Source organism: Enterococcus sp. AZ128 (assembly GCF_051714485.1).
Classification (GTDB): Bacteria; Bacillota; Bacilli; order Lactobacillales; family Enterococcaceae; genus Enterococcus_A.
This window is the reverse complement of the sequence record NZ_JBIORZ010000001.1, coordinates 1664859-1690954: the sequence shown is the minus strand read 5'-3', so window position 1 is coordinate 1690954 and position 26096 is coordinate 1664859. Positions and strand designations below refer to the sequence as shown.

Annotated in this window: 32 protein-coding genes and 1 tRNA gene; 22 read left to right on the top strand and 11 right to left on the bottom strand. The window is 37.9% G+C overall.

Going from position 1 to position 26096, the window contains the following annotated elements:
• Window positions 1-87: 87 nt before the first annotated feature.
• Together uxuA and IGI38_RS08305 are read left to right on the top strand one after the other, a co-directional pair.
• The gene (gene uxuA / locus IGI38_RS08310; protein WP_438728732.1) at window positions 88-1164 is read left to right on the top strand and encodes a mannonate dehydratase; all 1077 of its coding nucleotides are present in this window, start codon (window positions 88-90) and stop codon (window positions 1162-1164) included.
• A gap of 15 nt (window positions 1165-1179) precedes the next feature.
• A complete protein-coding gene (locus tag IGI38_RS08305; RefSeq protein WP_438728730.1) occupies window positions 1180-1818 on the top strand; it encodes a bifunctional 4-hydroxy-2-oxoglutarate aldolase/2-dehydro-3-deoxy-phosphogluconate aldolase in 639 nt (212 codons plus the stop codon).
• Between the two features lie 289 nt (window positions 1819-2107).
• Here IGI38_RS08305 and IGI38_RS08300 read toward each other — a convergent pair whose 3' ends face one another.
• Entirely contained in the window at window positions 2108-2767 is a 660-nt protein-coding gene (locus tag IGI38_RS08300; protein ID WP_438728728.1) for a C39 family peptidase, read from the bottom strand.
• Between the two features lie 67 nt (window positions 2768-2834).
• Window positions 2835-4754, bottom strand: a complete 1920-nt coding sequence (locus IGI38_RS08295) for an ABC-F family ATP-binding cassette domain-containing protein (RefSeq protein WP_438728726.1) — start codon at window positions 4752-4754, stop codon at window positions 2835-2837.
• A gap of 202 nt (window positions 4755-4956) precedes the next feature.
• Between IGI38_RS08295 and IGI38_RS08290 the strand changes: the two genes are divergently transcribed.
• Window positions 4957-5595, top strand: coding sequence for a redox-sensing transcriptional repressor Rex (locus IGI38_RS08290; protein ID WP_010739685.1), 639 nt, complete (start codon window positions 4957-4959; stop codon window positions 5593-5595).
• A 220-nt stretch (window positions 5596-5815) separates the two neighbouring features.
• On the opposite strand, the gene IGI38_RS08285 is transcribed toward IGI38_RS08290, so the two are convergent.
• On the bottom strand, window positions 5816-6154 hold the full coding sequence (locus tag IGI38_RS08285) for a thioredoxin family protein (RefSeq protein WP_438728723.1): 339 nt from the start codon (window positions 6152-6154) through the stop codon (window positions 5816-5818).
• 130 nt (window positions 6155-6284) lie between these two features.
• Here IGI38_RS08285 and IGI38_RS08280 point away from each other — a divergent pair.
• A tRNA-Gly gene (locus IGI38_RS08280) sits at window positions 6285-6355 on the top strand.
• A 680-nt stretch (window positions 6356-7035) separates the two neighbouring features.
• On the opposite strand, the gene IGI38_RS08275 is transcribed toward IGI38_RS08280, so the two are convergent.
• Window positions 7036-7725 (bottom strand): lysostaphin resistance A-like protein, encoded by a 690-nt coding sequence (locus IGI38_RS08275; RefSeq protein ID WP_438728721.1) that lies wholly within the window; start codon window positions 7723-7725, stop codon window positions 7036-7038.
• Between the two features lie 119 nt (window positions 7726-7844).
• Here IGI38_RS08275 and IGI38_RS08270 point away from each other — a divergent pair, with 119 nt between their 5' ends.
• The 5 genes from IGI38_RS08270 (at window position 7845) to IGI38_RS08250 (ending at window position 11327) form a co-directional block, all read left to right on the top strand.
• Window positions 7845-8075, top strand: coding sequence for a hypothetical protein (locus tag IGI38_RS08270; protein WP_438728719.1), 231 nt, complete (start codon window positions 7845-7847; stop codon window positions 8073-8075).
• A complete protein-coding gene (locus IGI38_RS08265) occupies window positions 8062-9006 on the top strand; it encodes an SPFH domain-containing protein (protein ID WP_438728717.1) in 945 nt (314 codons plus the stop codon). The genes IGI38_RS08270 and IGI38_RS08265 overlap by 14 nt, the downstream gene beginning before the upstream one ends.
• 193 nt (window positions 9007-9199) lie before the next feature.
• Window positions 9200-9901, top strand: a complete 702-nt coding sequence (locus IGI38_RS08260; RefSeq protein WP_438730367.1) for a DNA/RNA non-specific endonuclease — start codon at window positions 9200-9202, stop codon at window positions 9899-9901.
• Window positions 9902-10033: 132 nt separating this feature from the next.
• Window positions 10034-10477, top strand: a complete 444-nt coding sequence (locus IGI38_RS08255; protein WP_438728715.1) for a DUF3788 domain-containing protein — start codon at window positions 10034-10036, stop codon at window positions 10475-10477.
• Window positions 10478-10685: 208 nt separating this feature from the next.
• Complete coding sequence (locus IGI38_RS08250; protein ID WP_438728713.1) at window positions 10686-11327, top strand: lactate utilization protein; 642 nt, start codon at window positions 10686-10688, stop codon at window positions 11325-11327.
• A 57-nt stretch (window positions 11328-11384) separates the two neighbouring features.
• On the opposite strand, the gene clpP is transcribed toward IGI38_RS08250, so the two are convergent.
• Window positions 11385-11978 (bottom strand): ATP-dependent Clp endopeptidase proteolytic subunit ClpP, encoded by a 594-nt coding sequence (gene clpP / locus IGI38_RS08245; RefSeq protein WP_438728711.1) that lies wholly within the window; start codon window positions 11976-11978, stop codon window positions 11385-11387.
• A gap of 297 nt (window positions 11979-12275) precedes the next feature.
• On the opposite strand from clpP, the gene IGI38_RS08240 reads away from it, so the two are divergent.
• The 6 genes from IGI38_RS08240 (at window position 12276) to tnpA (ending at window position 17768) form a co-directional block, all read left to right on the top strand.
• Window positions 12276-12791, top strand: a complete 516-nt coding sequence (locus IGI38_RS08240) for a hypothetical protein (RefSeq protein ID WP_438728709.1) — start codon at window positions 12276-12278, stop codon at window positions 12789-12791.
• Window positions 12792-12857: 66 nt separating this feature from the next.
• Entirely contained in the window at window positions 12858-13592 is a 735-nt protein-coding gene (locus IGI38_RS08235; RefSeq protein WP_438728707.1) for a glycerophosphodiester phosphodiesterase, read from the top strand.
• Window positions 13589-14530 (top strand): tRNA (adenosine(37)-N6)-dimethylallyltransferase MiaA, encoded by a 942-nt coding sequence (miaA, locus tag IGI38_RS08230; RefSeq protein WP_438728705.1) that lies wholly within the window; start codon window positions 13589-13591, stop codon window positions 14528-14530. The genes IGI38_RS08235 and miaA overlap by 4 nt, the downstream gene beginning before the upstream one ends.
• A gap of 88 nt (window positions 14531-14618) precedes the next feature.
• The gene (gene hflX / locus IGI38_RS08225) at window positions 14619-15863 is read left to right on the top strand and encodes a GTPase HflX (protein WP_438728703.1); all 1245 of its coding nucleotides are present in this window, start codon (window positions 14619-14621) and stop codon (window positions 15861-15863) included.
• Complete coding sequence (locus IGI38_RS08220) at window positions 15847-17097, top strand: aminotransferase class I/II-fold pyridoxal phosphate-dependent enzyme (protein ID WP_438728701.1); 1251 nt, start codon at window positions 15847-15849, stop codon at window positions 17095-17097. Before hflX ends, IGI38_RS08220 begins: the two co-directional genes overlap by 17 nt.
• A 200-nt stretch (window positions 17098-17297) precedes the next feature.
• Window positions 17298-17768 carry an IS200/IS605 family transposase gene (gene tnpA, locus IGI38_RS08215; protein WP_438728699.1) on the top strand — a complete coding sequence of 157 codons (471 nt, stop codon included), beginning with the start codon at window positions 17298-17300 and terminating at the stop codon, window positions 17766-17768.
• Window positions 17769-17882: 114 nt separating this feature from the next.
• Here the strand turns inward: tnpA and IGI38_RS08210 are convergent, their stop codons facing one another.
• On the bottom strand, window positions 17883-18056 hold the full coding sequence (locus IGI38_RS08210) for a hypothetical protein (RefSeq protein ID WP_438728697.1): 174 nt from the start codon (window positions 18054-18056) through the stop codon (window positions 17883-17885).
• A 190-nt stretch (window positions 18057-18246) separates the two neighbouring features.
• On the opposite strand from IGI38_RS08210, the gene IGI38_RS08205 reads away from it, so the two are divergent.
• Window positions 18247-18627 carry a MerR family transcriptional regulator gene (locus IGI38_RS08205; RefSeq protein WP_010744471.1) on the top strand — a complete coding sequence of 127 codons (381 nt, stop codon included), beginning with the start codon at window positions 18247-18249 and terminating at the stop codon, window positions 18625-18627.
• Between the two features lie 47 nt (window positions 18628-18674).
• The gene (gene glnA / locus IGI38_RS08200) at window positions 18675-20015 is read left to right on the top strand and encodes a type I glutamate--ammonia ligase (protein ID WP_438728694.1); all 1341 of its coding nucleotides are present in this window, start codon (window positions 18675-18677) and stop codon (window positions 20013-20015) included.
• A 56-nt stretch (window positions 20016-20071) separates the two neighbouring features.
• On the opposite strand, the gene IGI38_RS08195 is transcribed toward glnA, so the two are convergent.
• Both IGI38_RS08195 and IGI38_RS08190 read right to left on the bottom strand, forming a co-directional pair.
• The gene (locus tag IGI38_RS08195; protein ID WP_438728692.1) at window positions 20072-20914 is read right to left on the bottom strand and encodes an ABC transporter permease; all 843 of its coding nucleotides are present in this window, start codon (window positions 20912-20914) and stop codon (window positions 20072-20074) included.
• Window positions 20895-21650 (bottom strand): ABC transporter ATP-binding protein, encoded by a 756-nt coding sequence (locus IGI38_RS08190; RefSeq protein WP_438728690.1) that lies wholly within the window; start codon window positions 21648-21650, stop codon window positions 20895-20897. Before IGI38_RS08190 ends, IGI38_RS08195 begins: the two co-directional genes overlap by 20 nt.
• Window positions 21651-21914: 264 nt before the next feature.
• Between IGI38_RS08190 and IGI38_RS08185 the strand changes: the two genes are divergently transcribed.
• Window positions 21915-22649, top strand: coding sequence for a class I SAM-dependent methyltransferase (locus IGI38_RS08185; protein WP_438728688.1), 735 nt, complete (start codon window positions 21915-21917; stop codon window positions 22647-22649).
• An 18-nt stretch (window positions 22650-22667) separates the two neighbouring features.
• On the opposite strand, the gene IGI38_RS08180 is transcribed toward IGI38_RS08185, so the two are convergent.
• Both IGI38_RS08180 and IGI38_RS08175 read right to left on the bottom strand, forming a co-directional pair.
• Window positions 22668-23093, bottom strand: coding sequence for a DUF3021 family protein (locus IGI38_RS08180; RefSeq protein ID WP_438728686.1), 426 nt, complete (start codon window positions 23091-23093; stop codon window positions 22668-22670).
• Window positions 23090-23539: a LytTR family DNA-binding domain-containing protein gene (locus IGI38_RS08175; RefSeq protein WP_438728684.1), complete on the bottom strand. Its 450-nt coding sequence runs from the start codon at window positions 23537-23539 to the stop codon at window positions 23090-23092. Before IGI38_RS08175 ends, IGI38_RS08180 begins: the two co-directional genes overlap by 4 nt.
• A gap of 110 nt (window positions 23540-23649) precedes the next feature.
• Here IGI38_RS08175 and IGI38_RS08170 point away from each other — a divergent pair, with 110 nt between their 5' ends.
• The gene (locus IGI38_RS08170) at window positions 23650-24255 is read left to right on the top strand and encodes a GNAT family N-acetyltransferase (protein WP_438728682.1); all 606 of its coding nucleotides are present in this window, start codon (window positions 23650-23652) and stop codon (window positions 24253-24255) included.
• Window positions 24256-24297: 42 nt separating this feature from the next.
• On the opposite strand, the gene IGI38_RS08165 is transcribed toward IGI38_RS08170, so the two are convergent.
• Window positions 24298-24750 carry a TspO/MBR family protein gene (locus tag IGI38_RS08165; protein WP_438730364.1) on the bottom strand — a complete coding sequence of 151 codons (453 nt, stop codon included), beginning with the start codon at window positions 24748-24750 and terminating at the stop codon, window positions 24298-24300.
• A gap of 265 nt (window positions 24751-25015) precedes the next feature.
• Between IGI38_RS08165 and IGI38_RS08160 the strand changes: the two genes are divergently transcribed.
• Genes IGI38_RS08160 through IGI38_RS08150 form a run of 3 tightly spaced genes read left to right on the top strand, consistent with a single transcriptional unit; the run spans window position 25016 to window position 26040 of the window.
• On the top strand, window positions 25016-25285 hold the full coding sequence (locus IGI38_RS08160; protein WP_010739601.1) for an IreB family regulatory phosphoprotein: 270 nt from the start codon (window positions 25016-25018) through the stop codon (window positions 25283-25285).
• A complete protein-coding gene (gene ruvX / locus IGI38_RS08155) occupies window positions 25282-25710 on the top strand; it encodes a Holliday junction resolvase RuvX (RefSeq protein ID WP_438728680.1) in 429 nt (142 codons plus the stop codon). Before IGI38_RS08160 ends, ruvX begins: the two co-directional genes overlap by 4 nt.
• Before the next feature lie 15 nt (window positions 25711-25725).
• Window positions 25726-26040 carry a DUF1292 domain-containing protein gene (locus IGI38_RS08150; RefSeq protein WP_438728678.1) on the top strand — a complete coding sequence of 105 codons (315 nt, stop codon included), beginning with the start codon at window positions 25726-25728 and terminating at the stop codon, window positions 26038-26040.
• Window positions 26041-26096 lie beyond the last annotated feature (56 nt).

Genomic DNA, 26096 nt, shown 5'->3' with positions numbered 1-26096 from the left:
TCAGAATGGGATGCGAACAGTGATCCTATGGATTTTTTAGGTTAGATATTTTGACACATACTAAATAGGAATAGGAGACTAGAATTAATGAGATGGGGCTTTAGATGGTATGGAGAGAAAGGCGACTCCATTCCTTTAAATCATGTTAGACAAATCCCAGGCATCAATGGTGTCGTCGGCACATTGCTGAATAAGCTGCCAGGTGATGTGTGGGAAGTTTCTGAGATACGAGAGTTAAAAAAATCAATTGAAAAAGAAGAATTAGAATTATTAGGGATTGAAAGCGTCGCGATTCATGATGCGATCAAGGCGGGAACAGACGAACGCGATCATTATATCGACAATTATATTCAAACAATTCGAAATCTTTCTGAATGCGGAGTAGATTTAATCTGTTACAGCTTCAAGCCGATTTTTGGCTGGGCGAAAACAACTCTTAATTATGAAAATGAAGATGGCAGTTTTGCATTGTTGTACGATCAAGCGGTAGTAGACAATATGGAACCAGGTGATATGTATAAATTAATCAGCAGTCAATCTAAAGGGTTCCAATTATCTGGTTGGGAAGAAGAACGTTTGAGTAAATTCAATTCGCTAGTCGAGATGTATGAAGGTGTAACGGAAGAAATTCTGTTTGAAAATTTGAAGTACTTCCTCGAAAGAATCATCCCGGTTTGTGAAGAGGCTGATGTGAGAATGGGGATTCACCCGGATGATCCGCCGTGGGAAATTTTTGGTTTTCCACGAATTACCAAGAATCTAGATGATTTGCAACGCATCATCAATATGGTGGATTCTCCGTACAATGGTATTACTTTGTGTACAGGAGCATTAGGCGCGGATCCTAATAATGACATGGTGAAAATCGTTCATGCCATTGGTGATCGAATCAATTTTGTTCATTTTCGTAATGTGGAATTTTTAGGTTACCGCAAGTTCAAAGAAACCGCTCATCCATCTACTGAGGGTTCACTTGATATGTATGCGATCATGGAAGCTTTGGTGGAAGTTGGTTTTGACGGCGTGATCCGCCCAGATCATGGACGAACGCTTTGGGGGGAAGTTGCCAGACCAGGGTATGGATTATACGATCGAGCGATGGGCATTACTTATATGCAAGGATTACATGAAGCGATCACCAAAAACAAGAAGAAAGATGCGTAGAAGGTGAGAGAAAAAATGCCAGTAAATACAAAGCATAAAGTCTATGAACAACTAGCACAAACTCAATTATTGCCGCTTTATACCGCAACTGATTTAAGCTATTTACCTAAAGTTGAAGAGATTCTGTTAGAAAATAATGTCCCTTTAATTGAAGTAACTTTCCGCAGTGATCTAGCTGCAAAGGCAATCAAGCGATTATCAAGGTCTGGTAAGCTTATCGTTGGAGCGGGGACGGTTCGAACATTAACAGAAGCAAAAATCGCTATCGGAAATGGCGCGCAGTTCATTGTTTCACCGGCAATCGTGCCTTCTGTGATTGAATATTGTTTAGAACAAGCTATCCCGGTCTTTCCCGGTACTGCGACACCAAGAGATATCCAACTAGCGTTAGATTACGGAATCCATGTAGTGAAGTTTTTCCCGGCAGATATTTATGGCGGATTGAAAGCGATCAATGCATTAAGCGGGCCTTTCTATGATGTGAAATTCTTACCGACCGGCGGGATCAATGAAGAAAACTTTGTTGAATATCTTGAGAACCCGCATGTATTGGGAGTGGGTGGTTCATTCATTCTTTCAGAAAAAGTAATTAAAGCAGACGACGGGAAGACAATGAATCAAATCCTCCAGTCACTGGTGGCTAAGATAAATTAGTTTAAGAATTTAAAACTGAACATCCATGCAACCATTCTTGAAAAAGAGAAAAGGACATGGATGTTTTTTGTTTGATTATTAGAAAAGAACACTCTTCATAATAACGCCACATTTTTTTCTAACTTTCCATAAAAAAGCTCATAGCTTTTTCAAAAGTTTGGCGTAAGATGAACTTAACCCTAAAAATAATTCTTTTTCCCCTGTGAAAGCAGGAACCCCCAAAAAATAGAGTCGACGCAGAGGCGTCGGCTCTATTTTTGTTCATTATATTGAAAAGATTGTTTTTATGTTAGCTATATACCCACGCATTAGCGAGCTGCGGCATAAGCTGGTCTAAAGAATATTTTTGCAGATAGTGTTCTTTCTCCGGCCTATCGTTTGGATCATAAACGATCAACTGATCGCTTTGCAGATCTTTTTTAATCACCATGATGTGACCGACATCCGTGAATTCTCCTGGATTGACGGAAATCACTAGTGGTTGATTTTGATTTAAGTGTTGTTGAATTTGTGCTTGATCTTTGCCGAGATCTTGAATATTCAGGCCATAATTTTGAGCAAAGGCAGCAAAAATGGACCACGCCGTTCCTTGACCATTTTCATAATAGCGATCACCGCTCCATTGCAAGATTTCAGTTGGATAAACGGTTCTTTTTTCCTGATAGGAAAGAATCATTGCTAAAGAAGTAATCGCACAGCCATTCGTAGCTAAATCATTTTGATCAGATCCGCTGCCATAGGCTTTGCTAGCCCACCGTGAGTCTGTTTGGAGCAATAATGAGAAATCTTGACCATGCTCTTGCAGATATTGGTTGGCACTAGCTGAAAAATCTTGCTGACTATTGGCTTTATTATTGAAGGGAAAGAATCGAGAAGAAAGAATCCCCAGACTAGCGATCACTAACACAATTCCGAATAAAATTGAAAAAGGTCGAGTTCTTCGCCTCATAAAAAACACCTCCACTCTTTTATTAAAACGAAAAAAGAGTAAGGTGTCATCGGTCAAAAGTTGTAAGTTATTCAAATTCCTCTAATTCTAGGCTGAGTTCTTCCCAACTTGAAAGCTGTTCTTCTTGTTCCGCTTTTTTTGTTTCCAGCTCATTCGTTAGTTCCAGTAGTTGAACATGGTCATTCAAAATTTCTGGCTGACTCATTTGCGTTTCCAGTTCATCGATCTTTTCATCTAAAACAGAAAGATTCTCTTCAATTGCTTCGACCTTGCGCCGTAAACTGCGGATCAATTTTTGCTGTTCCTTGTCTTGATAAAATTTCTTTTTCGGAGCTTCAACAGGAACCGCTTCTTTTGCTTGCAATTCAGCAATTTCTTCTTCTTCCTTTTTCTTTTCCAAATAGTAGTCGTAGTCGCCAAGATATAATTTGCTGCCTTCTGGAGATAACTCGATTACTTTGTTAGCAATACGATTAATGAAGTAGCGGTCATGAGAAACGAATAGCAGCGTTCCTTGATAATCAATCAAGGCATTTTCCAAGACTTCCTTATTGTCAATATCTAAATGGTTGGTCGGTTCATCCAGAATTAAAAAGTTTTCTTTATTCATCGATAATTTTGCTAAAGCAACCCGAGCTTTTTCACCACCGCTTAATAAGGGAATTGTTTTTTCTACATCTTCACCGCTGAAAAGAAAGCCGCCTAAAACATTCCGAATATCTTTTTCTGGAGTAGTGGGATGCTCATCCCAAAGTTCGGCCAAAATGGTCTTATTGCCATGCAAATCAGCTTGTCCTTGATCATAGTATCCGATAGTAACGTTTGTTCCAAAATGAGGTTTTCCTTTAATAAATGACAATTGTCCAATCAAAGATTTCAATAAAGTAGACTTTCCGATTCCATTCGGACCAACTAATGCAATCGCATCTTCACGCCGAATATCTAGATCGATTGGTTCAGATAATGTTTCTTCATATCCAATCGCAGCTTCTTCAACCTGTAAAACGACGTTGCCAGAAATTTTATCAATATCAAACATGAATTTTGCTGATTTTTCCTTGCCATCGGGTCTGTCTAAGCGATCCATTTTTTCTAACGTCTTGCGTCGGCTTTGAGCTCGCTTCGTTGTTGAGGCACGTACTAGATTACGCGCAACGAAATCCTCTAATTTCTCAATTTCTACTTGTTGCTTTTCGTAAGCCTTCCAATCAGTAGCAAGTTGTGCTGCTTTCAAGTCTAGATAGCGAGAATAGTTCCCAGTGTAGTGTCGAATCTTGTGACGTGAAATCTCATAAATTTCATTAACGACCCGGTCTAGAAAGTAACGGTCATGAGAGACGATCAGCAGTGCGCCTGAATATCCTTGCAAATAATCTTCCAGCCAAGCCAATGTTTCAATATCCAAATGGTTGGTTGGTTCGTCAAGGATCAAGATATCGGGTTTAACTAACAACATCCGAGCTAAAGCTAATCGTGTTTTCTGGCCACCAGACAAAGTATTGATTTCTTTATCATAGAAACTTTCATCAAATTTGAATCCGTGAAGAACACTACGGATTTCATTTTCGTAGCCATAACCATTTTGATCATTGAAATCATGTTGAAGTTGATCATATTCTTTTAATAAAGAAGCGTAACGACTGTCGCTTTCGGGTGTTTCCCCGATTGCGACTTCCACTTCACGCATTCTTTTTTCCATTTGCCGCACCTTATCGAAGGCCTTCAGCATTTCGTTCCAGATAGTTTCGGCTGAATCTAGACCCGTATCTTGAGCCAAATAGCCTAAGCTTGCTTGTTTATTTTTGATAACCTGTCCAGCATCTGGGGCTTCGATATTGGCGATGATTTTTAATAGGGTAGATTTACCGGCTCCATTCCGGCCAACTAACCCGATGCGTGCTTTACTAGCCACTTCTAAATGTATATTCTCAAATAAAGTATCAGCGCCAAAGTAGCGCGCGATTTGATTTGCTTGTAGTAAAATCATTGGATATCTTCCTTAAATTTATTTTTCCGAATGGATTCAGTCTAACATATTTTTGAAGACCTTGCGATTGGAAGCGGTCATTTCGATAAATCGTGATTTTTTCACAAAATTTCGAGCAAGTGCGTTGCAATTTCACTAAGATTCTTGCTATTATAGTGCAGTAGTCAACATTTACGAAATTTTTTAATAGAGGAGAGTTATTGTGAAAGAACATTCAATTCCAAAAGCGACTGTTAAACGATTGCCGTTATACTATCGGTATTTGCGTATTTTAAATAATGCTGGAAAAACCAAAGTATCATCTACAGAACTAAGTGAGGCGATCCAAGTCGACAGTGCAACGATCCGTCGCGATTTTTCTTACTTTGGTGAGCTAGGCAAACGTGGATATGGATACGATGTCGAAGATTTAATGCATTTCTTTGGTAAAATCTTAAACGACGATCAATTGACTAATGTAGCATTAGTTGGTGTAGGTAATCTGGGCAGCGCCTTATTGAAATTCAAATTTCATCAAAGCAACAGTATTCGTGTAAGCTGTGCCTTCGATGTCAAAGAAGATATCGTGGGACGCATTGTTGATGGTATTCCAGTATATCCATTAGATAATATGGTAGAGCAGATCAAATTGCAGCAAATAGAGATTGCCATTCTTACTTTGCCAGCACAGCAAGCGCAGCAAGTTGTTGATCAATTAGCTGATGCAGGAATCAAAGGGATCTTGAACTTTACTGCAGCTCGATTGACTGCGCCAGAAGATGTAATTATCCAAAGCGTTGATTTGACCAATGAATTACAAACATTGATTTACTTCTTGCATCATAATACAGATAACAAATAAAAGACTGCGCAATTAAACCGACCTCCAAAAGCTAGACCAAAAATCTAACTCTTGGAGGTCGGTATTTTTATAGCTGAATCTAGCTTCTAATTCAAATTGAAAGTGTTCCAAGAATATTTATCAGCAGAGATTCCTTCAGTCAACAAATAGAGATAAATAAGAAATGGGGGGAATCCTACCATGAGTTTATCAAAGTATGTCTTCTGAGTGCTCATTTTTTTTACTTAAATAAACTTTGATAGTCCGGTGTTTCTGAATCTTTTGGCAGTTGTTGTAAAAGACCTTCCATTGATTTGAAATCTATAAAACGAGCCTGCCGCGCAATTTCTTTTCCATTATGATAAACCAAAACAGCGGGTACTGTTAAAACTTCAAAAAAACCGGCCAATTCTGGTTCTTGCATAATATCTAAATGATGAAATGGAATATCGTAGTTTTCAGCAAGTTCTCTTGCTTTCGGCTCATCCACGTGGCAAATGCTGCAGGTCGCTGAAGAAATAAAGACCACATTATTTGTTTCATCAATAAGGGATTCTTGAACACTGGTTAAGTGATTCATTGTAGACTTCCTTTCTTGAAACTATACTTACTATCTGTAAGATAATCAGATTTGGTCAAAATGTCAATTTTATTGTCTGATAGAAATAGTTGTTTGATTCCTTAAAAAGCGTTATACTCTCTATTGTATCGCGGGTGTAGTTTAGTGGTAAAACAGAAGCTTCCCAAGCTTCCGTCGCGAGTTCGATTCTCGTCACCCGCTTCAATGGAATCACCACAGCTAGATTAGCTGTGGTGATTTTTGGTATTAAGTACTTTTCTTTTAATGGACTCTTGCTATTCAAACCGTGATTGATGTATGCTAAGGGTGATGTGAGGGGAAACCTTCACTTAGGGTAATATATCCTGATTAAACCAACGTTTGTGGCTGAGCGTTGGTTTTTTTATATGTTCATAAAAAACGGATTATGCAAAAAAGAATAATTCTGATTAAAAGAAATTGATTTAAGACGGTTACTTTAATGTAGGAAATAGTTTGCATTAGAAAAGCAGATTTTTCTATTTTAAAATTGCTAGAGTTCTTGTGAAGTGAGAGATATACTATGAGCAAATAATCGAATAAGGGAAAAAGATAGACCTTAAAAGCTTTTATCGCTGGTTAAGGTGACTCAGCATAACTTTTACTGCAGTACTTCATGGTTTAGGAATTCTTTTTTATACTTGATTACCTGCTGAAGTTCCGGTTCAGTTTGGATTTGATGGAGAAGTAAGCAGTTGGTGATATAAAGTTTTTCTTTTTCCACCCCTTTTATTATTAGTAACTTCAATCAGTAGAAGTAAATATGTTGACGTGAAGTATCCCGTAACGAGCAAAGAGAACCAATTGCACAAAATTATTCTATGCGCTCAGCTGTTAGAATAAAAAAATCCTCACGAGGAGGATTAAATTTTAAAATCGAATAGACTAAGAATCAAAAGCAGCAGTGCCGGCAGCATTGAATTCATCGTATTTAACATCAAGTGAACAATTATAGAGTTCCAAATGTTTTTGGATAACAGATAAATCAAACCCAAATAAACGCCGAGAGCCATATAAGGAATCATGGCATAAATATTACCATTAAAATTATTCCAATGAACGAGCCCAAATAAAATTCCTTGAATGAAAAGCATCAAGATACGTAATACTTTATTCGTTAGTTTTCCCAATAGTAAATAACGAAAGGTCAGTTCTTCTGCAAAAGGAGCGATGAAGGGTGCAATTGCGGCTAAAACAGTCCAACTTGGACTAAGAGCTTGTGGAGAATAGGCTGTCGAAGAGCGGAGTTCAAGCAGTTCGCTTGGAATCAATCCGCGAACAATACGCAGTAGTAAAAAGATACCTGCGACTAATAAAATGCTTATTAACAACCTTCGGAAAAGTTTTTGCCGATACAATTTCCATTGAATCTTCAAAAAATCATGAAATAAATAAATCATAATTAGAAACCCAGACATGAAGAGCAGCGTGGATGACAATAACGCAATCTTAGGATCTTCTGTTAAGTGAAAGAACGGGAAAATATAATCGCCAATCCATAATTCTAATGGAATGATACAAAGGCCCCACCATTGTTTTCTATTTGTTTCCATGTTTTATCCCCCTTTCTTTTTTTAGTTTAAAAAAAGAGAAGAATTGTGTAAAGCAATATGAAATAATAATAAATTTGTTTCTGAAAATTTTGGTATACTTATAAAAAGGGAGGGAGATTGTGTTGGATTATCAAATGCAGAAAACGATGGGGAAATGTTTTCGCAGTAAAGGTTCTAGTATTACTGGAATCGTTCGAATCTTGGGAAGTTGGTATGATTATAAAGTGATCAATGGGCCGCCTGAGTCGGAAGATATGCTAGAGGTCATTGATTTTACTAGCCGAGAGTTATTCGTCATCATTAATAATAATTTAGAAGAAAGCGATGTGAATTATATTGTTAATTTTTAATATCATCTTACTTGCGATTGTAGTTATTGTGCTTTTGTTTATCATCAGTCAATTAGTCGTGATCGTACAACAAGGAGAAGTCAAGGTTGTTGAAAGTTTTGGTAAATATGTTAAAACATTAGATCCTGGATTGCATTTTTTGATTCCAATTTTGTATGTGGTTCGTCGACGTGTTTCGTTAAAACAAACTCCGATCCAAATCGAACCTCAAAGTGTTATTACTCGGGATAATGTAATTGTTGAGATCGATGAAGCAATCAAATATCATGTGACGGATGCAAGAGCATTTGTATATGATAATGAAGATTCAGTTACCTCAATGATCCAAGATTGTCAATCGAACTTACGGGGAATTATCGGTAAGATGGAGTTGAATGAGGTGTTGAACGGTACCGAAGAGATTAATGTAAATCTTTATGAAAGTGTGAAAGATATTACTGCGGGTTACGGTCTCTCGATTGACCGAATTAATATCGGTGAGATATCAGTTTCAGATGAAATTGTGAACTCCATGAATAAATTAATCACAGCAAGTCGAGACAAAGAATCATTGATTACGATCTCTGAAGGTAAGAAGCAATCTGTGATTTTAGAATCGGAAGCGAAATCATCTGAAATGCAGATTGATGCAGAAGCACGGGCAAGACAAACAAAAATCGATGCCGATGCACGAGCGGATCGGACACGGATTGATGCGGCAGCAGAAGCAGATCGAATTGCAAAAATTACTGAAGCTGAGACTGCCCGGATCAAAGAAATTAATAAAGCAATTGCTGAAAGTAATTTAACAGATGAAATGATTGCATATCTGGGAATTGAAGCGTTCAAACATGTCGTTGAAAACAATGGGAATACCGTGATTATGCCAAGTAATCTGACAGAACTCGGAAATGTGCCGGCAATCAAGGAAATCTGGCAGCAAACGAAGTAAATACATTTATCATTATAGAAATAAAGAAAAACAGCCGCAATTTTTGAAAATTGTTTGCTAATCTGTCAAATAGATTTTTAGGAAAAAAGAATCTGATAGAGTATAGTAAGATGGTATTTACTGGAAATCGAATTTATTCTTCTTTCTAGAAAAAATAAATTCTGTAATTGGATTTAGGAGTTGAAATACTATCATAGTAAAAAAACAGACCTCGAAAATTATTTCGGCAATAGTTGTAGTGTTAGCAGGGATTTATGGCATTTATTCACAAGTAACCTCTAACAATGAAGCGAACGAGGCAGTAAAAGAAGTAACAGTTAATCAAATTTCAGAACTTCCTGATTATGACGGAAAGCATCAAACGATTCAATTGAACCAGAATAAACCTAATTTTTCTAAAGAGGATCTTTCGTTGGAAAAAGGGACATGGACACGCTTTTCCAATTTGGATCAACTGAATCGTGTCGGCGTTGCAGACGGGATGTTAGGGAAAAATCTGATGCCCCATCAAAAGCGAGAACGGTTATATGTAAAACCGACTGGCTGGCATCAGAAATTTTATAATGATAAGCCGTTGTATAACCGAGCACATCTGATTGCTTATCAATTTTCCGGAGAGAACAATAATTTGAAAAACTTGATGACTGGTACAGCTTCAATGAATGATCCAGGAATGAATGACCATGAGATTGAAATTGGAAACTATATCCGCGAAACCAATCACCACGTACGTTATCGCGTGACACCGTACTTCAAGGGAGACGAATTAGTCGCTCGTGGAGTTCAAATGGAGGCGCAAAGTATTGAGGATAATCAAATCTCGATTAATCTCTTTATATATAACGTTCAAGAAGGTATTAAGATTGATTATCAGAACGGGTACTCACAAAAATAATAGAAGAAAATCAGCCGAGTTTGTCTTGGCTGATTTTTTTATAAAAAGAGCACTGTGGGACAAGAACGTAGCTATTTGGTTAGGTAAAATTAATAATGTCCACGAACTAATATAAAGAAGGCTGGTGTTATTATGCAATGGAGCGAGCTGTTTAACGCTGATCGGGAACCGTCAGAAAAACAAATTACAGATTTTATTTCAAATCCCTTATGGATTGAACTGTCTGATCATTTAAGACAAACGTATAATGTAAAACCAAAACATGTTTATAGTGGTTGCTCAATGGGCGATGGTTATTGGAAGGGATGGAACATTAAGTTTAAAAAGAGTGGAAAAGCCCTATGTACCGTTTATCCAAAACAAGGTTACTTTGTGGCAATGATTTCTTTCAGTGTGAAAGAGTTGGATAAAGCAGATGCATTGGTAGAACTTTGTTGTGAATACACTAAGAATAAGTATCAGCAAGCTAAGAGCAGTAAACTAGGGAAATCAATTTCTTTTGAGGTAACCGATGAAAAAATATTGCAAGATATCAAAGAGCTTGCTGCATGCAGAGCAGAATCAACTAAAAAATAAATTTCTAACCGCCTAAGCTATTTTCTTAGGTGTTTTTTTGAGCTATTTTAAACTTGATATTGCTTATAGACTTTAAATGATTGAAAATAGAGTAGGAAATCTAAAATACCAAATAAAAATTTATATCATCTATACAATTTTTTATGACTATTATTTAATCGTTATGCAGGAAGACTTGAGAGTAAAAAGCATGAATAGGAGTTAGCAAATGGAAGAGTATCAGAGAGCAAGATACAGGGCAACGGCATTGAGTTTGAGTAAAAAATTAGAGCGCCGTAACTTTCAATCAATTATTTGCCAAAACTTGGTTGAAGCAAAAGAACAAGCTTTGCAAATCATCGCTTCAAAGAAATCAGTAGCTTTTGGTGGGTCGATTACAGTAGAGCAGTCAGGTATCATTGAAGCCCTTTACAATCGCGGTCAACCGATGATCGACCGCGAAAAAACGAGTTCGCCGGAAGAACGACATCAAGTAATGAAACAGGCGTTGACAGCCGATTATTTTTTGACCAGTATAAATGGTGTTACGGAAGATGGAGAACTAGTGAATGTTGACAGTGTAGGAAATCGCGTTGCTGCTATAACATATGGGCCTGACAAAGTGTTAGCCTTTGTCAGTATGCAAAAAGTTTATGGCAGTTTGGATATGACTGTGGAGATGGTACGAAAAAACACAGCCCCGTTAAATGCCCATCGCTTGGGATTGCAAAAGACACCTTGTATTAAGAAAGGTCTTTGCGGAGATTGTCTACAAACGGAATGTATCTGTAATACAATCGCAATTACACGACGATCAATGGTAAAAGATCGTATCGTCATTTTTTTAATCATTGAAGAAGTTGGCCTATAGTATTAGTAGAAAAAGTAAACAAAAAACCGAGGGAAATCCTCGGTTTTTTAGCTGCTATTAATTTAAAGCGCTGCTGTTTTCCATAACTTCATCAATCAAGCCGTAAGCTTTTGCTTCTTCAGCAGACATGAAGTTGTCACGATCTGTATCGCGTTCGATCACTTCGATTGGTTGACCTGTGCGCTCAGCCAAAATATTATTCAAACGTTCGCGTGTTTTCAAGATATGACGTGCAGCAATCTCGATTTCTGTTGCCTGACCCTGAGCTCCGCCCAATGGTTGATGAATCATAATCTCGGCATTCGGCAATGCAAAACGTTTGCCTTTAGTGCCGGCTGTTAATAGGAAGCTACCCATTGAGGCTGCCATACCAAGTACAATCGTTTGTACGTCAGCTTTAACAAAATTCATCGTGTCAAAAATTGCTAAGCCGGCAGAAACACTGCCACCTGGCGAGTTGATGTAAAGGTAGATATCTTTTTCAGAATCCTGGGCATCCAAGAAAAGCAACTGGGCGATGATGGTATTCGCCATATCATCGTTTACTTCGCCGCTTAACATGATGATGCGGTCTTTCAATAAACGAGAATAAATGTCGTAAGCGCGTTCGCCACGAGATGATTGTTCAATGACTGTAGGGACTAAATTCATAGTGAATCCTCCTTAAAATATTGTTCGTAAATTATTTTAGCACAAACAAGGTTAGATTGCTAAAACTTAAAGAAAGTATACAACGTTGGTCAGTTTTGGTCAAATAGAAGGCATCGTTCTTTTAAACGGGTCAAACTATCCTAGAAACAGAAAAATATGGTACTATTAATGACGATGATAACAGGATGTCAGATTGCCACATTATGTAAAATGCCAGTGGGATGATGAGCGTGTTGAAAATCAGTTGATTTTTTTGTAAGAATTAATTTTAAAAGTATGAAAGCAGGAGGGAAAAACGTGGAAATCGCATTTATTGGACTAATCGGCGTATTGATTGGAGCAGGATTAACGGGAATTGCAGTCTATTTTGTTTTTAAGTATATCGACCTACGCCATCAGCGTGAAAGAGAGTTAGAGCACCAGGTTAAAGAAATTGAAACAATTAATCTCTTAAATAAAAAGGTTAATGAAATTTTATCCAAACGGAATGTTTTAATGCAAGACTATGTAACGTTTAATTCATTTGATGACTGTTACATTACGATCGATGATTTCATTTACTTGAATTCTTTTGCCGCTCAGAATAATTTTTATTTACCAAATTATTTGATTGAAGAATTTTTCAAAAATATTTCTCATCGCAAAGTTATTTTATCTCCCGAAGAAACGGTTAAAATCGGTGGATATACTTACAAAGGCGGGCGGATCGTTATGGAGACTTTTTCTGAACAGCTTCTGGAAATTTTAGACGAAAAAAAACAGCAGCTATCTCGATCAACAAAGCAACCTTTACGCTATTTCAAGGTACAGTAACATGTTGCTGTAAAATTGTGAACAGATTTGAATTATTTTAGGTAATTACGAACGAGGTGATATTAGATGACAGTAATTATTGCTCATCGCGGGAGTGCAGGGACTCATCCAGAGAATACATTGCCAGCGTTCATGGAAGCGGTACGGACTGGTGCGGATGGAATCGAATTGGATGTTCATCTAACTGCTGACCAGCATTTGGTTGTCATCCATGACGAAAGTGTCGATCGAACAACTGATGGCAAGGGTCTGATTAGAGAGTTAACATTGGAAGAAATTAAGAAATTGGATGCAGGAAGTTGGTTTGATGAGAAATACCAAGCAACTAAAATATCCACATTGCAAGAAGTTTTGAATTTATTGCTGCAGATGCGTTTCCGCGGCTTTTTATGTATTGAGATCAAAACAAATAAGTTTCATTATCCTGGAATTGAGGAGAAAATTTCTGAAGTCATGACAAGCAAGACTTGGCCCTTTACTTATTGGTACACGAGCTTTAATGTGGATTCATTGCGGATCATGCATGAGTATGAACCGAACGCACAATATGATCTAATTCAAAAAAATGATTTAGAAAAATATCAAATTGTATTAGATACTGATTTTATTGAAGGACTTCATCCAAGCTGTGATTGGGTTAAACAACATCCCGAGGTCGTTGAAAAATTTGAAAAATCAATTCGCCCATGGACACCGAATCTTTATGAAACTATGATGACTTGCTACGAGAATAATCTAGCGGGTATCATTACGGACTTTCCGGAAAAAGCACTCCGTACGAGAAGCAGGTTCAAACAATGAAAGTAATTGCAATTGTTGGACCGACGGCTGTTGGCAAAACCAGCTTAAGCATTGAACTGGCTAAACGTTTCAATGGAGAAATTATTAGTGGCGATTCCATGCAGGTATACCGAGGGTTAGATATCGGAACGGCTAAGGTGACACTTGCTGAGATGGATGGAATTCCTCATCATTTGATTGACGTGCGGGATATTGATGAAAAATATTCTGCGGCTGATTTTCAGAAGGCGGGCAGACAGGCGATTGAAGAAATTAGTCAACGAGGAAAACTGCCGATCGTCGTCGGAGGAACCGGGTTATATATCCAATCTTTATTGTGGGATTATAAACTTGGCAGTGAGGGCGAACCAGAAGATGATTCACTACGGGGAAAATATGAGAGTTTTGCAGAAAAAAATGGTAATCGAGTACTGTGGGAACAATTACAAACAGTTGATCCGTTGGCTGCAGAAAAAATACATTTTAACAATCGTAAAAAGATGATTCGAGCCTTGGAAGTTTTTGAAGTAACTGGTCATTCGATACTAGAACCCAAAGAACAGCCACAGAAAATTTATGATAGTTTTTTGATTGGTCTCAATACAGATCGAGCTTATTTGTACCAGCGAATCAATCAACGAGTTGACTTAATGGTCACGGAGGGGCTCTTAGAAGAAGCGAAGAGGCTTTCGGAAACACCTGATGTTCAAGCAGCTCAAGGAATTGGATATAAAGAATTGTTTCCTTATTTCACTGGTATTTCTTCACTGGATGAAGCGCTTGATGAAGTAAAGCTGCACTCGCGACGTTATGCTAAACGCCAATTGACTTGGTTTCGTAACCGCATGTCAGTTCATTGGTATGATTTAGTTCAACAACCTGATGCGATTATTGAGATTGAATCAGCAATTACAAAATGGCTGGTTAATGAAGTTGATGAAGATGGAACAAAAGAATAGAATTGCTGTTTTATAACTATATTAAATGAATTTATCAGGTTTCAATGTAAAAGAAAAACGATAGTAATACAAATTAGGAGGAAACGGATTGTCAGAAAGAGTCATTTTAGTCGGCGTCGAAACAGACGAGAGTAAGTTTAACTATTTAGAATCAATGCATGAGTTGGCCGGACTAACCAAGACGGCTCATGGCGAGATAGTTTTTTCATTAACACAAAAGCGCCCTAAGGTTGATCGACAAACGATTATCGGTAAAGGGAAAATCGAGGAGCTTGCTCAGTTGGTTGATGCACATGAAGCGGAACTTGTGATCTTCAATCATGCCTTATCTCCCCGACAAAGCCAAACGATTGAAACTCAAGTGGGTGTGCCGGTGATTGATCGGATTCAGTTGATTTTAGACATCTTTGCACAACGTGCCCGCTCAAAGGAAGGGAAGTTGCAGGTTGAACTTGCACAATTAGATTATTTATTACCGCGTTTAGTAGGACAAGGACAGAGTTTATCTCGACTTGGCGGTGGTATTGGAACTCGAGGTCCCGGTGAAACCAAGTTGGAAACAGATCGTCGCCACATTCGGCGTCGTATCTCTGCAATCAAAAAAGAATTAAAGGAAGTCAAGGCGCATCGTGAACGAAGCCGCCAAAAACGACAGCAGTCTAGTATTTTTCAAATGGGGCTGATTGGATATACGAACGCAGGAAAGTCAACGATTCTTAATTTGCTAACAAATGCTGATACATATTCTGAGGATCAATTATTTGCTACATTGGATCCCTTGACGAAACGTTGGCACTTGCCGCAGGGGATGGAGACGACTATTACTGACACCGTTGGTTTTATTCAAGATTTACCGACGCAATTAGTAGATGCTTTTCAATCGACCCTAGAAGAAAGCAAGGGCATGGACCTTTTGTTGCATATCGTAGATGCAAGTGCTGAAGATCGCCAGCAACAAGAAAAGACTGTAATCGATTTGTTAAAGGAGCTTGAAATGGACGACATACCAATGCTTACTATCTATAATAAAGCCGATCGGATCGATGAATTCACCTTTGCTCCAACGCTATTTCCTAGTGTTTTGATCTCTGCAAAGACGAATAAGGGGAAAGAATTACTAGCGGATGCTATTAAGCGAGAAATCATGGATCTATTGGAGCCATATATGTTGCTCCTGAATGCTGATGAAGGGCAAGCGTTGAGTGAAATGAAACGAGAAACCCTTGTCTTAAGTGAAACCTTCGATGAAGAGAAGGAACAATATATCGTGCGGGGATTTGCTAAAAAGAAATCTCTATGGATTAGGAGAATGGAAGATGAGTTGGACAACTAAGCTGGCACCTGAGCTGGTTGGGAGAATTGACAAAGTCGATCAGAAAATTGCTGAACGACTGCAGGAAGTTCGAGAAATTGCTTTATCAAATCAGGCCAAGGTATTAACTGCTTTTCGTGAGAATCACGTTTCGGAAAGTCACTTCCTCCCATCAACAGGTTATGGGAACGACGATCAAGGTCGGGATGTCTTAGAGGCTATTTATGCCCAAACTTTTGGTACAGAGTCCGCTCTTGTTCGTCCGCAAATTGTATCAGGAACTCACGCAATCGCTACATCCTTATTCGGCGTGTTGCGTCCAGGGGATGATTTGCTTTATATCACAGGGACACCTTACGACACATTGTTAGAAGTGATTGGTGTACAAGGAAACGGAATCGGTTCTTTCAAAGAGTATGGTATTGGATATGACGAAGTAGGTCTTTTAGAGGATGGCAGTGTTGACTTTGATGGAGTCAAAGAAAAGCTTACTAATAAAACAAAAGTTGTTGCAATCCAACGTTCGCGAGGGTATGCTTCAAGACCTTCATTTACGATTGAAAAAATCAAAGAAATGTGTAATTTTGTTAGAACTATTGCACTACAAGTTGTGATTTTCGTCGATAATTGTTACGGAGAATTTGCAGAGTTGCTGGAGCCTGTGCAAGTCGGTGCTGATTTGATGGCAGGCTCATTGATAAAAAATCCGGGTGGTGGAATCGCGAAAACGGGCGGCTACATCGCTGGAAAACAAGAATGGATCGAACGATGTGCTTATCGTTTAACTACACCAGGTGTAGGAGCAGAGGGTGGGGCAATGCTAGGCAGTGTTTTTGATATGCTTCAAGGTTTTTTCTTAGCCCCACACGTAGTTAGTCAAGCGATTCAAGGAGCAATCTTTTCTGCTGCGCTGTTGGCAGAATATAATTTGGAATCAACACCGAAGTGGGATCAACCGCGAACCGATTTGATTCAGCTGATTGATTTCCGTGATCGTGAGAAAATGATTCAGTTTTGTCAGGCGATCCAAAAGTATTCTCCGATCGATGCATATGTCGCACCAATTCCCTCTTATATGGCGGGATATGAAGATGACATCATTATGGCGGCGGGTACTTTTATTCAAGGGGCTAGCATTGAATTAAGTGCTGATGGACCTTTAAGGGAACCATACTCACTGTATCTTCAAGGCGGATTAACTTTTGAGCATGTCAAGGTTGCTGTGACAAATGCTGTGAATGAAGTCTATTATTAATAATGAAAACCATCCGAAGTCCAAAAGACTTCGGATGTTTTTTTATTAACGACTTCAGTCAGTTTCGCTCGCGGTAGCGAGTGAAACAAAAAAACCGCGCGTTTCTACGCGTGGACGAAAAAGCTTTAGCGTTAAAAACTCCTTTCGATATACTAATAAGTGGCTACCAACCGCTCATTTTATCGAAAGGAGTTTTTTTCATGTCATCAAATGACGACAAAAGTTTATCACATACAAGATGGAATTGTAAGTACCACATCGTGTTCACTCCAAAATATAGAAGGAAAGTAATCTATGGAGAATTGAGAAAGGATATCGGAAGGATTTTGCGCAAGCTCTGTGAAATGAAAGTAGTAGAAATCATCGAAGCTCATGCAATGCCAGATCATATTCATATGTTAGTAAGAATTCCACCCAAAATAAGCATTTCCTACTTCATGGGATTTTTAAAAGGGAGAAGCGCGACACTGATCCATGAACAGCATGGAAACTTAGTCTATAAATATGGGAATAAAAGTTTCTGGTCAAAAGGTTATTACGTAAGTACAGTGGGTTTGAATCAGAAAACAATCGCAAAATATATACAAGAACAGGAATCAGATGATCGTATTCGAGATAGTATAAGTAAACGAGAATACGTTGATCCGTTCAAGAGTAAGAAAAAGAAATAAAGTAGCGAGCGACGAGCGGTTGGCGGTCTTTTAGAAAGCTCCATTTATGGAGTATGTGAGCGGCGACCTCTTCTAGAGGTGTTAAAAAGCCACCCGTTTTCACGGGTGGATGGGTTACATCTCTCTAACTTCGATATCATCTTCGTGGAGGAATATTTTATGATCATGGCTGAAACGTACAAGATAGGTATGGTTCTCCTTGTAACACTTTAGGATGACTCCGATTAAACCTGTCATTGGATATTTATTCTTTATTTGAACGATCTCGCCAACCTTAAATTTGGACAACTGGACACCCTCTTGATCTTTTTTATAGTATAACAAATTTTTCTAGTTTTAAAAACGTTGAATTAATCGAATTTTTTTGAAAAAGCGAACGTTCGGGAAACCTATGTCATAAAATCTTACATTAATCCTTGACGATTGGTCTATCGGGTGGTATTCTTTTTTCAACATCAAAATACAAGGAGGAGATGTTATGCGGGAAAAAGAATTGCGCCGTTCACTTGCTGTTTTTCCAATTGGTACAGTTATGAAGTTGACAGATTTGACTGCACGGCAGATTCGGTACTATGAAGAGCAAGAATTAATCCACCCGGAACGAAGTGAAGGCAACCGTAGGATGTATTCTCTTAATGACATTGATGTGCTGTTAGAAATCAAAGACTATCTATCCGATGGACTTAACATGGCAGGAATCAAGCGTGTCTATCAAATGCGTCAAGAAGAGGTCAAGGCCGCTAAAGAGAAACCACCGTTGACGGATAAAGATGTCCGACGAATTTTTTATGATGAAATGCTGACTCAAGGTGGGTTCCAACAACAAAATCCATATCAATCACAAGGTCCAAAACTGTAGTGATTGTGGAATATAAAAAATGAAGTGCGAGGAAGGGATTAGATATTATGCCGAAAAGAGATCTAAGTAAAGAGGATATTAAACGAATTGTCGAAGAAGAAAACGTCCGTTTTTTACGTTTGATGTTTACAGACATCATGGGAACTATTAAGAACGTTGAAGTACCTGTTAGCCAAATGGATAAAGTCCTTGATGACAAAATGATGTTCGACGGTTCATCTATCGAAGGATTTGTCCGTATTGAGGAAAGTGATATGTATTTATATCCAGATTTAACTACTTGGATGATTTTTCCATGGGAAAGCGATCATGGTAAGGTAGGCCGTTTGATTTGTGATATTTATGGACCAGATGGAACACCTTTCCCAGGAGATCCGCGTGGAAACTTGAAACGTGTGTTAAAAGGAATGGATGAATTCGGCTTCACCTCATTCAATTTGGGACCTGAACCAGAATTTTTCCTATTCAAAATGGATGAAAACGGTGATCCAACACTGGATTTAAATGATAAAGGTGGCTACTTCGACTTTGCACCAACTGACTTAGGTGAAAATTGTCGTCGAGATATTGTTCTAGAACTTGAAAGCTTAGGCTTTGAAGTAGAAGCTTCGCACCATGAGGTTGCTCCAGGACAACATGAAATTGATTTCAAATACGCAGATGCAATCGAAGCTTGTGACAACATTCAAACCTTCAAATTAGTTGTTAAAACAATCGCTCGCAAGCATGGTCTTCACGCAACATTTATGCCAAAACCTTTATACGGTATCAATGGCTCTGGTATGCACTGCAATATGTCATTATTTAATGATGAAGGCAATGTTTTCTACGACGAAGACGGTCCGATGAAATTGAGCAAGACAGCTTATCAATTTTTAGCTGGACTTTTAAAACACGCACGAGCATACACGGCAGTATGTAATCCAATCGTAAATTCTTATAAACGCTTAGTTCCTGGCTTCGAAGCCCCAGTTTATGTAGCTTGGAGCGGACGTAACCGGTCACCGTTGATCCGTATCCCAGAATCTCGCGGCTTATCTACACGTCTGGAATTACGTTCAGTCGATCCAGCGGCTAACCCATACTTAACAATGGCTGTTTTACTAGAAGCTGGTTTAGATGGTATCCGTAATGAATTGACGCCACCGGCAGCAGTTGATCGTAATATTTACGTGATGACTGAAGAAGAACGTAAAGAAGCAGAAATTTATGACTTGCCTTCTACGATCCACAATGCAATTAAAGCATTGCGTAAGGACCAAAATATGATTGATGCATTAGGTAATCATATCTACACAAATTTCAATGAAGCGAAGCGCATGGAATGGGCTGCTTTCCGTCAAACAGTGTCAGAATGGGAACGCGATCAATACTTAGAACTTTACTAAAACTAACTCGCAAAACTCTTGAGGAATTCCTCAAGAGTTTTTTTATGGACAAAATCTTATCGCTTCACTTCTACTCGTTTAACATTCCATAAAGCACCGACTAAAAATAGACAGCTAGAAATTAACAGGATCATAATAGGTAAAGCAATGTCATTTTGACTATTCATTACGATACCTAATTCTTCTTTGATTGTAGCTACTGCGGGTTTATCAGCTGAGGTAAATACATTATCTGTTAGAATACGTCGGATCAATACTATTCCACTAGTTAATGGGAAGTATTCTACCACTTTTTGAACATTATCTGGTAGACTTCCTATTGGCACATAACAGCCAGTTAGAAAACCAATTAATGGTCCAATCACGGATGTCATAGTAGAGAACGTATCGATTCTTCTGAAGAAGCTGGCAATAAAAAACATAAAGGCCGATGAACAAAAGACGGTCAAAAGGCTAACAATGAATAGTAAACCGAATTGTGATAAGGTCAGTATTTCTCCTTTTGAGAAAACAACGATATAGATTTCAGCTATAACGATCACAACTAAAGTGATCAACAACGAAATCAAGAAAGTACTAAAGAAATACCCCAGCATGATTCTGCCTTTTGAAATCGGGGAGATCATAAAGTCGGTATAAACATTGCGCTCTTTATCGCGAATCATCAAACTGACTGAACCAAGTGTAGAACTTGCTGAAGCAATGCCAATGACTCCTGCTAACATCCAAGTATCTACGACCAATTTTGGATGAGAAAGAACAGATAATGAATCAACAAGACTATCTCCTAGCAAGAAAACGTATAAAATAATCATGATCAACGCACCAACAAATGACCCAATAACCGCCTGTTTATTTTTAAAAAATAGTAATAATCCTCTATAGACTAATGCATTCATAATTTTCTCTCCCTTTTTCCATGATTGTTAAAAAGACATCTTCCAATGTTAAGCATTGATAGTTTTTCTTTAAGGTTTCTGGTGCATCATAGGCCATGACTTTTCCTGCATTTAGCATCAGAATATTATCGGAATCTCTGGCTTCTTCCATATAATGTGTAGTCAATACGACTGTCATATGATATTTTTCCTTCAATTGATGAATCAAGTGCCACATATCTGCTCGTGACCCAATGTCTAAGCCAGTGGTCGGCTCATCTAGAAATAATAGCTTCGGAGTATTAAGTAAAGCGCGAGCAATATCGATTTTTCTTTTTTCACCGCCTGATAACACACCATAGCGTTTATTTAAGAGATGTCCAGCTTGTACGTCAGCTAACTTATCCTGTGCCAATTGTTTAGCTTCTTTCCAATTATTGGTATAGAAGTAAGCGCGAATAAACAAATTTTCTTTAACGGATAGATCGGGGTCTAAAATACTATTTTGAAAAACTACTGAGATCATGGATTTATGTTCGACGGATTGAGACGTAAGCTGTTTTCCTTCAAATAGAATCTCACCATTATCCGGTTTTTCCAAACCGAGAATTAAAGAAATTAAGGTAGATTTTCCAGCACCGTTTGGTCCGAGAATTGAAAATAATTCGCCTTCTTTGATAGAAAATGAAATGTTTTTTAAGACATCTTGCTGGTTATATTTTTTTGCTAAGTTTGAGATTTTTACGAGTTCATTCATGTAGATTACCTCTTTTCCCTTTTTATCTGATTGAATTCTTCTAATTTAAAATAATCAATCTATACATTATTCATAACTGTTGTTCTTCTTGATAATCCCACTATAATCAACTTTTTTTGCCGAAACAATGGAATTTATCTAAGTGGTCGTTAACTCCATCTAAGGTGAACATTGGCAGTGTCCTCGCTTGCTTATCTTGGTGACAATGCTTATTTGCTAGGTTATTTTTGCTATAATAGATTCAATATTAGTGAGGTGAGAGAGATGGAAGATAGATATCAATCATTTGCTTATGACTATGATGAGTTTGGCAGAATTGAAGAATACTTAGGTGCTGAAGCAGCTTTTTTTCAACAGGTATTCTCAGAAAATAAATTTAAGAGTGTGTTGGATTGTGCCTGTGGTACAGGCCAACATTTATATATGTTATCGGAAATGGACTTAGAGGTAACAGGATCGGATTACTCAAAGGCTATGCTGGAGGTTGCTGAGAGAAACTTGTCCGAAAGAGGCAAAGAAATCCCTTTGACTCAGTGTGATTTTAGATATTTAGAGGAAGTGCATAAAGAAAAATTTGACGCCATCGTCTGCTTGACGACGGCTTTACCGCACATGCATACGGAGCAGGATTTAGTTACTGCGCTGAAATCAATGAAGGGCAGACTCAATAAAGACGGGATGCTGATACTGACACAAGGAACGACACATCATAATTTGTCTTTGCCGCCAATTGAGGTCATAGTGAATCGAATGGATTTTTCACGGATCTTTGTCAAAGAGCAGAATGACGAATTCCAAACAATCCATGTTTTAGATTTGTACCATTCACCTGAACGAATGGAAAACAACCAATACGATATCGTTTATAAAATCATTTTGGATGAAGAATATCACCGACTGTTGACAAAAGTTGGTTTTAAGAAGATTCAAATTTACGGTGATTACGATAGAAGTCCATATGACAAACAAAGTAAGCGGCTAATCGTCGTTGCTCAATAAAGACAAAAGAGAAACAGATCAATCTGCTTCTCTTTCGTTTGTATCTTTTTTTTGTTGGATAAGTTCATTGATTTCAGCAGCTTCTTTTTTATCATTACTATAAATAAAAAATTTGATGAAGGCATAAATTAATAGTGTAAGGCCAAAATTTTTCATTAACCCTACAATACCAAGGTCCCAACCATACCAAACATCACCAATAATAATTTGCAGTAATATCAGCCCGATATAGATTAATTGGTTTAGAACGATTCGGGGGTTGGAATAGGTTTCATCATCCTCAATGATAAATCTCAGAAGTCCGGATATTACCGAAACAACCATCATATATTCAATGATTTCGAATAGTGTTTGTTTATCGATCAATAAATTTATGAAGGCTAACAAGGTGAAGATCATGGAGGATAATCGGAAAACACTTTTTAGATAGTTTACTAGTCTCATATTCGTTTCCTCATTCCTAGACCTTTTTTTAAATCAGGGACATATTTTCTTGATACCGCGACTCGTTCGTCATTTACTAAGGTGGCTTCAAAACGTCCGCTCAAAGTTGGAGAAACTGCTCGAATAGATTCGATATTCAGCAACATTGACTTCCCAATACGAATAAATTTATGCGGGAACAATTTTTCTTCAAGTTGATAGAGTTTTTCAGCACTTTGACAAACCATATCCTGTGTGTAAATAAAACTCTTTTTATCGACAACTTCAATATAGAGAATTTCTGAAAACGGCAACTTATAATGCTTCCCATTTTCTTCGCCGACTAAAAAAAGTTTTTCTTTATTAAGAATGGAAAGAACATTTTGGAGAGAAGTGGTTACTTCGTGAACCTTAAAATTGGCAAGTTCTTCTTCAGTTTGCGCAATAATTTCAACTGTTGTCTTCAAAAGACGCTCCTTTCTATCAATAGTTTCTATTTTTAAAAGTATAGCAATTCTGTTTAATCTAGGTCAAATCACGATAACGATTTATCAAAGGGTGACGTATAATAAGGGAAATGATAACAATTGTAAAAGGGGATGGATACGTAATGATCAAAGGAAATAAAATTAATCTACTCCCTGTAAGATTAACAGAACGTCAAAAAATTTATGAGTGGTGTTTTCATTCAGAAACAACCAAATCGCATAGTGGTCCACCAGATTATCCTGACATAGCAATTGCTACGTATCAAGAATTTTGTGATGAATATTATGAAGAGTACTATTTCACCGGTGCTCATCCAGAAAAAGGTCAGGGATTCTTAATCATGAGTAATCAAGAAGCTGTCGGATTTATTAGTTATTCAGCTTTCCACTTAAAGTCTTCCTTGGCAGAGTTGGATATCTGGATGAAGGACGAAGCAAGTTGTGGAAAGGGTTTTGGCAATGATGCGCTTTATGCCTTGAGTAATTATTTGAAGAAAGAGTTGAATATCAGACTTTTACTGATAGCTCCTGCAAAGAAAAACACACGTGCCGTCAAATCCTATGAAAGAGCCGGCTTCAAACGAACCGATAAGAAAATGAATGCGTTTTTAGCAGAAGAATTTCAATTGATGTATGGGAATGGAGATTACGGAGTAGACGAAACAATGATATTAATAAACCATTTGGATAAATAAAAAACGGCATTAGAATTACATTCTGATGCCGTTCTTATCGACTTAATTTAAAATCGCTAAACCAAACGAAAGATATGTTGCGTAAATAATCCAGAGTAAATACGGGCTGAAGCAGAAAGCAGCGCTAGAAGAAATCTTGCTAAATTCACGAATACTAAAAATAATAGTAATTAATAAGAATAAGCTGATGAATGAAGCAATCCAGAAGTGTGATCCGCCGAAGAAAATAATACTCCAAATAAAGTTAAGGGTCAGCTGGATTCCGAAAAGAAGGTAAGAATGTTTCTTATTTTTTGTCTTTTTACTATCAATCACTAAAAATAGAGCTAATCCTATCAAGGCATAGAGAATGATCCAAATAGTACCAACGACGCTTCCAGGTGGAGCTAGAAACGGTTTGTTTAGCTGAGCGTAGACGGCGGGAATATCTCCAGCAAAAAAACCTGATATGGAACCAATTAATTCTACTCCAATAATACAGGCAAAAAATTTCATTAATTTATTTAACACAGTGGAACCTCCTTTTTTATTAAGACTCGTGGTTCTCTTCATTGAACTTGTCTTATCAATTCAGTATAACGAGCCTTATCCTTAAAAGAAAAAAAGATGCTTGGAAAAAACCATATGTAAGTGAAAAGAATGTTATAATAATTTGGAAGATTTTCTAAAGCCAAGAGTTTGGCAACTTGCAAAATTTGTAAGTTCTGTCTTCTTTTAGTAGAATATAATTGTTGATAATTCCAAGGAGAGGTGTGAGAAAATGGGATACACAGATGAAACAGTCCGTTTTGATTTTGATGATAATCGTAAGAAAGAAATTAGTGAAACACTGACGATTGTCTACAATGCTTTAGCTGAAAAAGGGTACAACCCGATCAACCAAATCGTCGGCTACTTATTATCAGGAGATCCTGCGTATATTCCTCGTTATCAAGATGCACGAAACTTGATTCGTCGTCACGAACGCGATGAAGTCATGGAAGTTTTGGTAAAATACTATTTGAAAGATCATGGTATTGATATTCGATGAGAGTGATGGGATTAGATGTCGGCTCAAAAACTGTCGGAATCGCAGTAAGTGATCCATTCGGTTGGACGGCTCAAGGAGTCGAGATCATCCGAATCGATGAAGAAAATGGGGAGTTTGGTTTTGCACGCTTAGGCGAGCTTGTCAAAGAATACAAAGTCACTAAGTTTGTAGTAGGACTTCCTAAAAATATGAACAATTCGATCGGTCCGCGGGCAGAAGCTTCTATGGAATATGCTGATAAAATCAAGGAACTCTTTGATTTACCAGTCGATTTTCAAGATGAACGGCTGACTACAGTACAAGCCGAACGGATGTTAGTCGAACAAGCGGACGTTTCACGTTCGAAAAGAAAAAAAGTTATTGATAAGCTTGCGGCGGTAATGATTTTACAAAATTATCTTGACCGTACTGGCAACAAACTTTAGAAAAGAGGAAAAAGAATGGCACACGAGCACACACATGACCACGATCACGAGCATGACCACGAACATGAAGTGATTACTTTAGTAGATGATGAAGGAAACGAAACCCTCTACGAAATTCTTTTGACCATCGACGGGCAAGAAGAATTTAATCGCAATTATGTATTGCTTTATCCAGCAGGCGCGCCTGAAGACGAGGATGTTGAATTGCAAGCTTACGCATACGTTGAAAACGAAGACGGCAGCGAAGGCGAATTACAACAAATCGAAACCGACGCAGAATGGGATATGATCGAGGAAGTTTTCAATACATTCATGACCGAAGAAGAGTAATAGAGTAAAAAAAGAGGAGGCCTGATTGAAGAGGCTTTCTCTTTTTTTAATTTTTT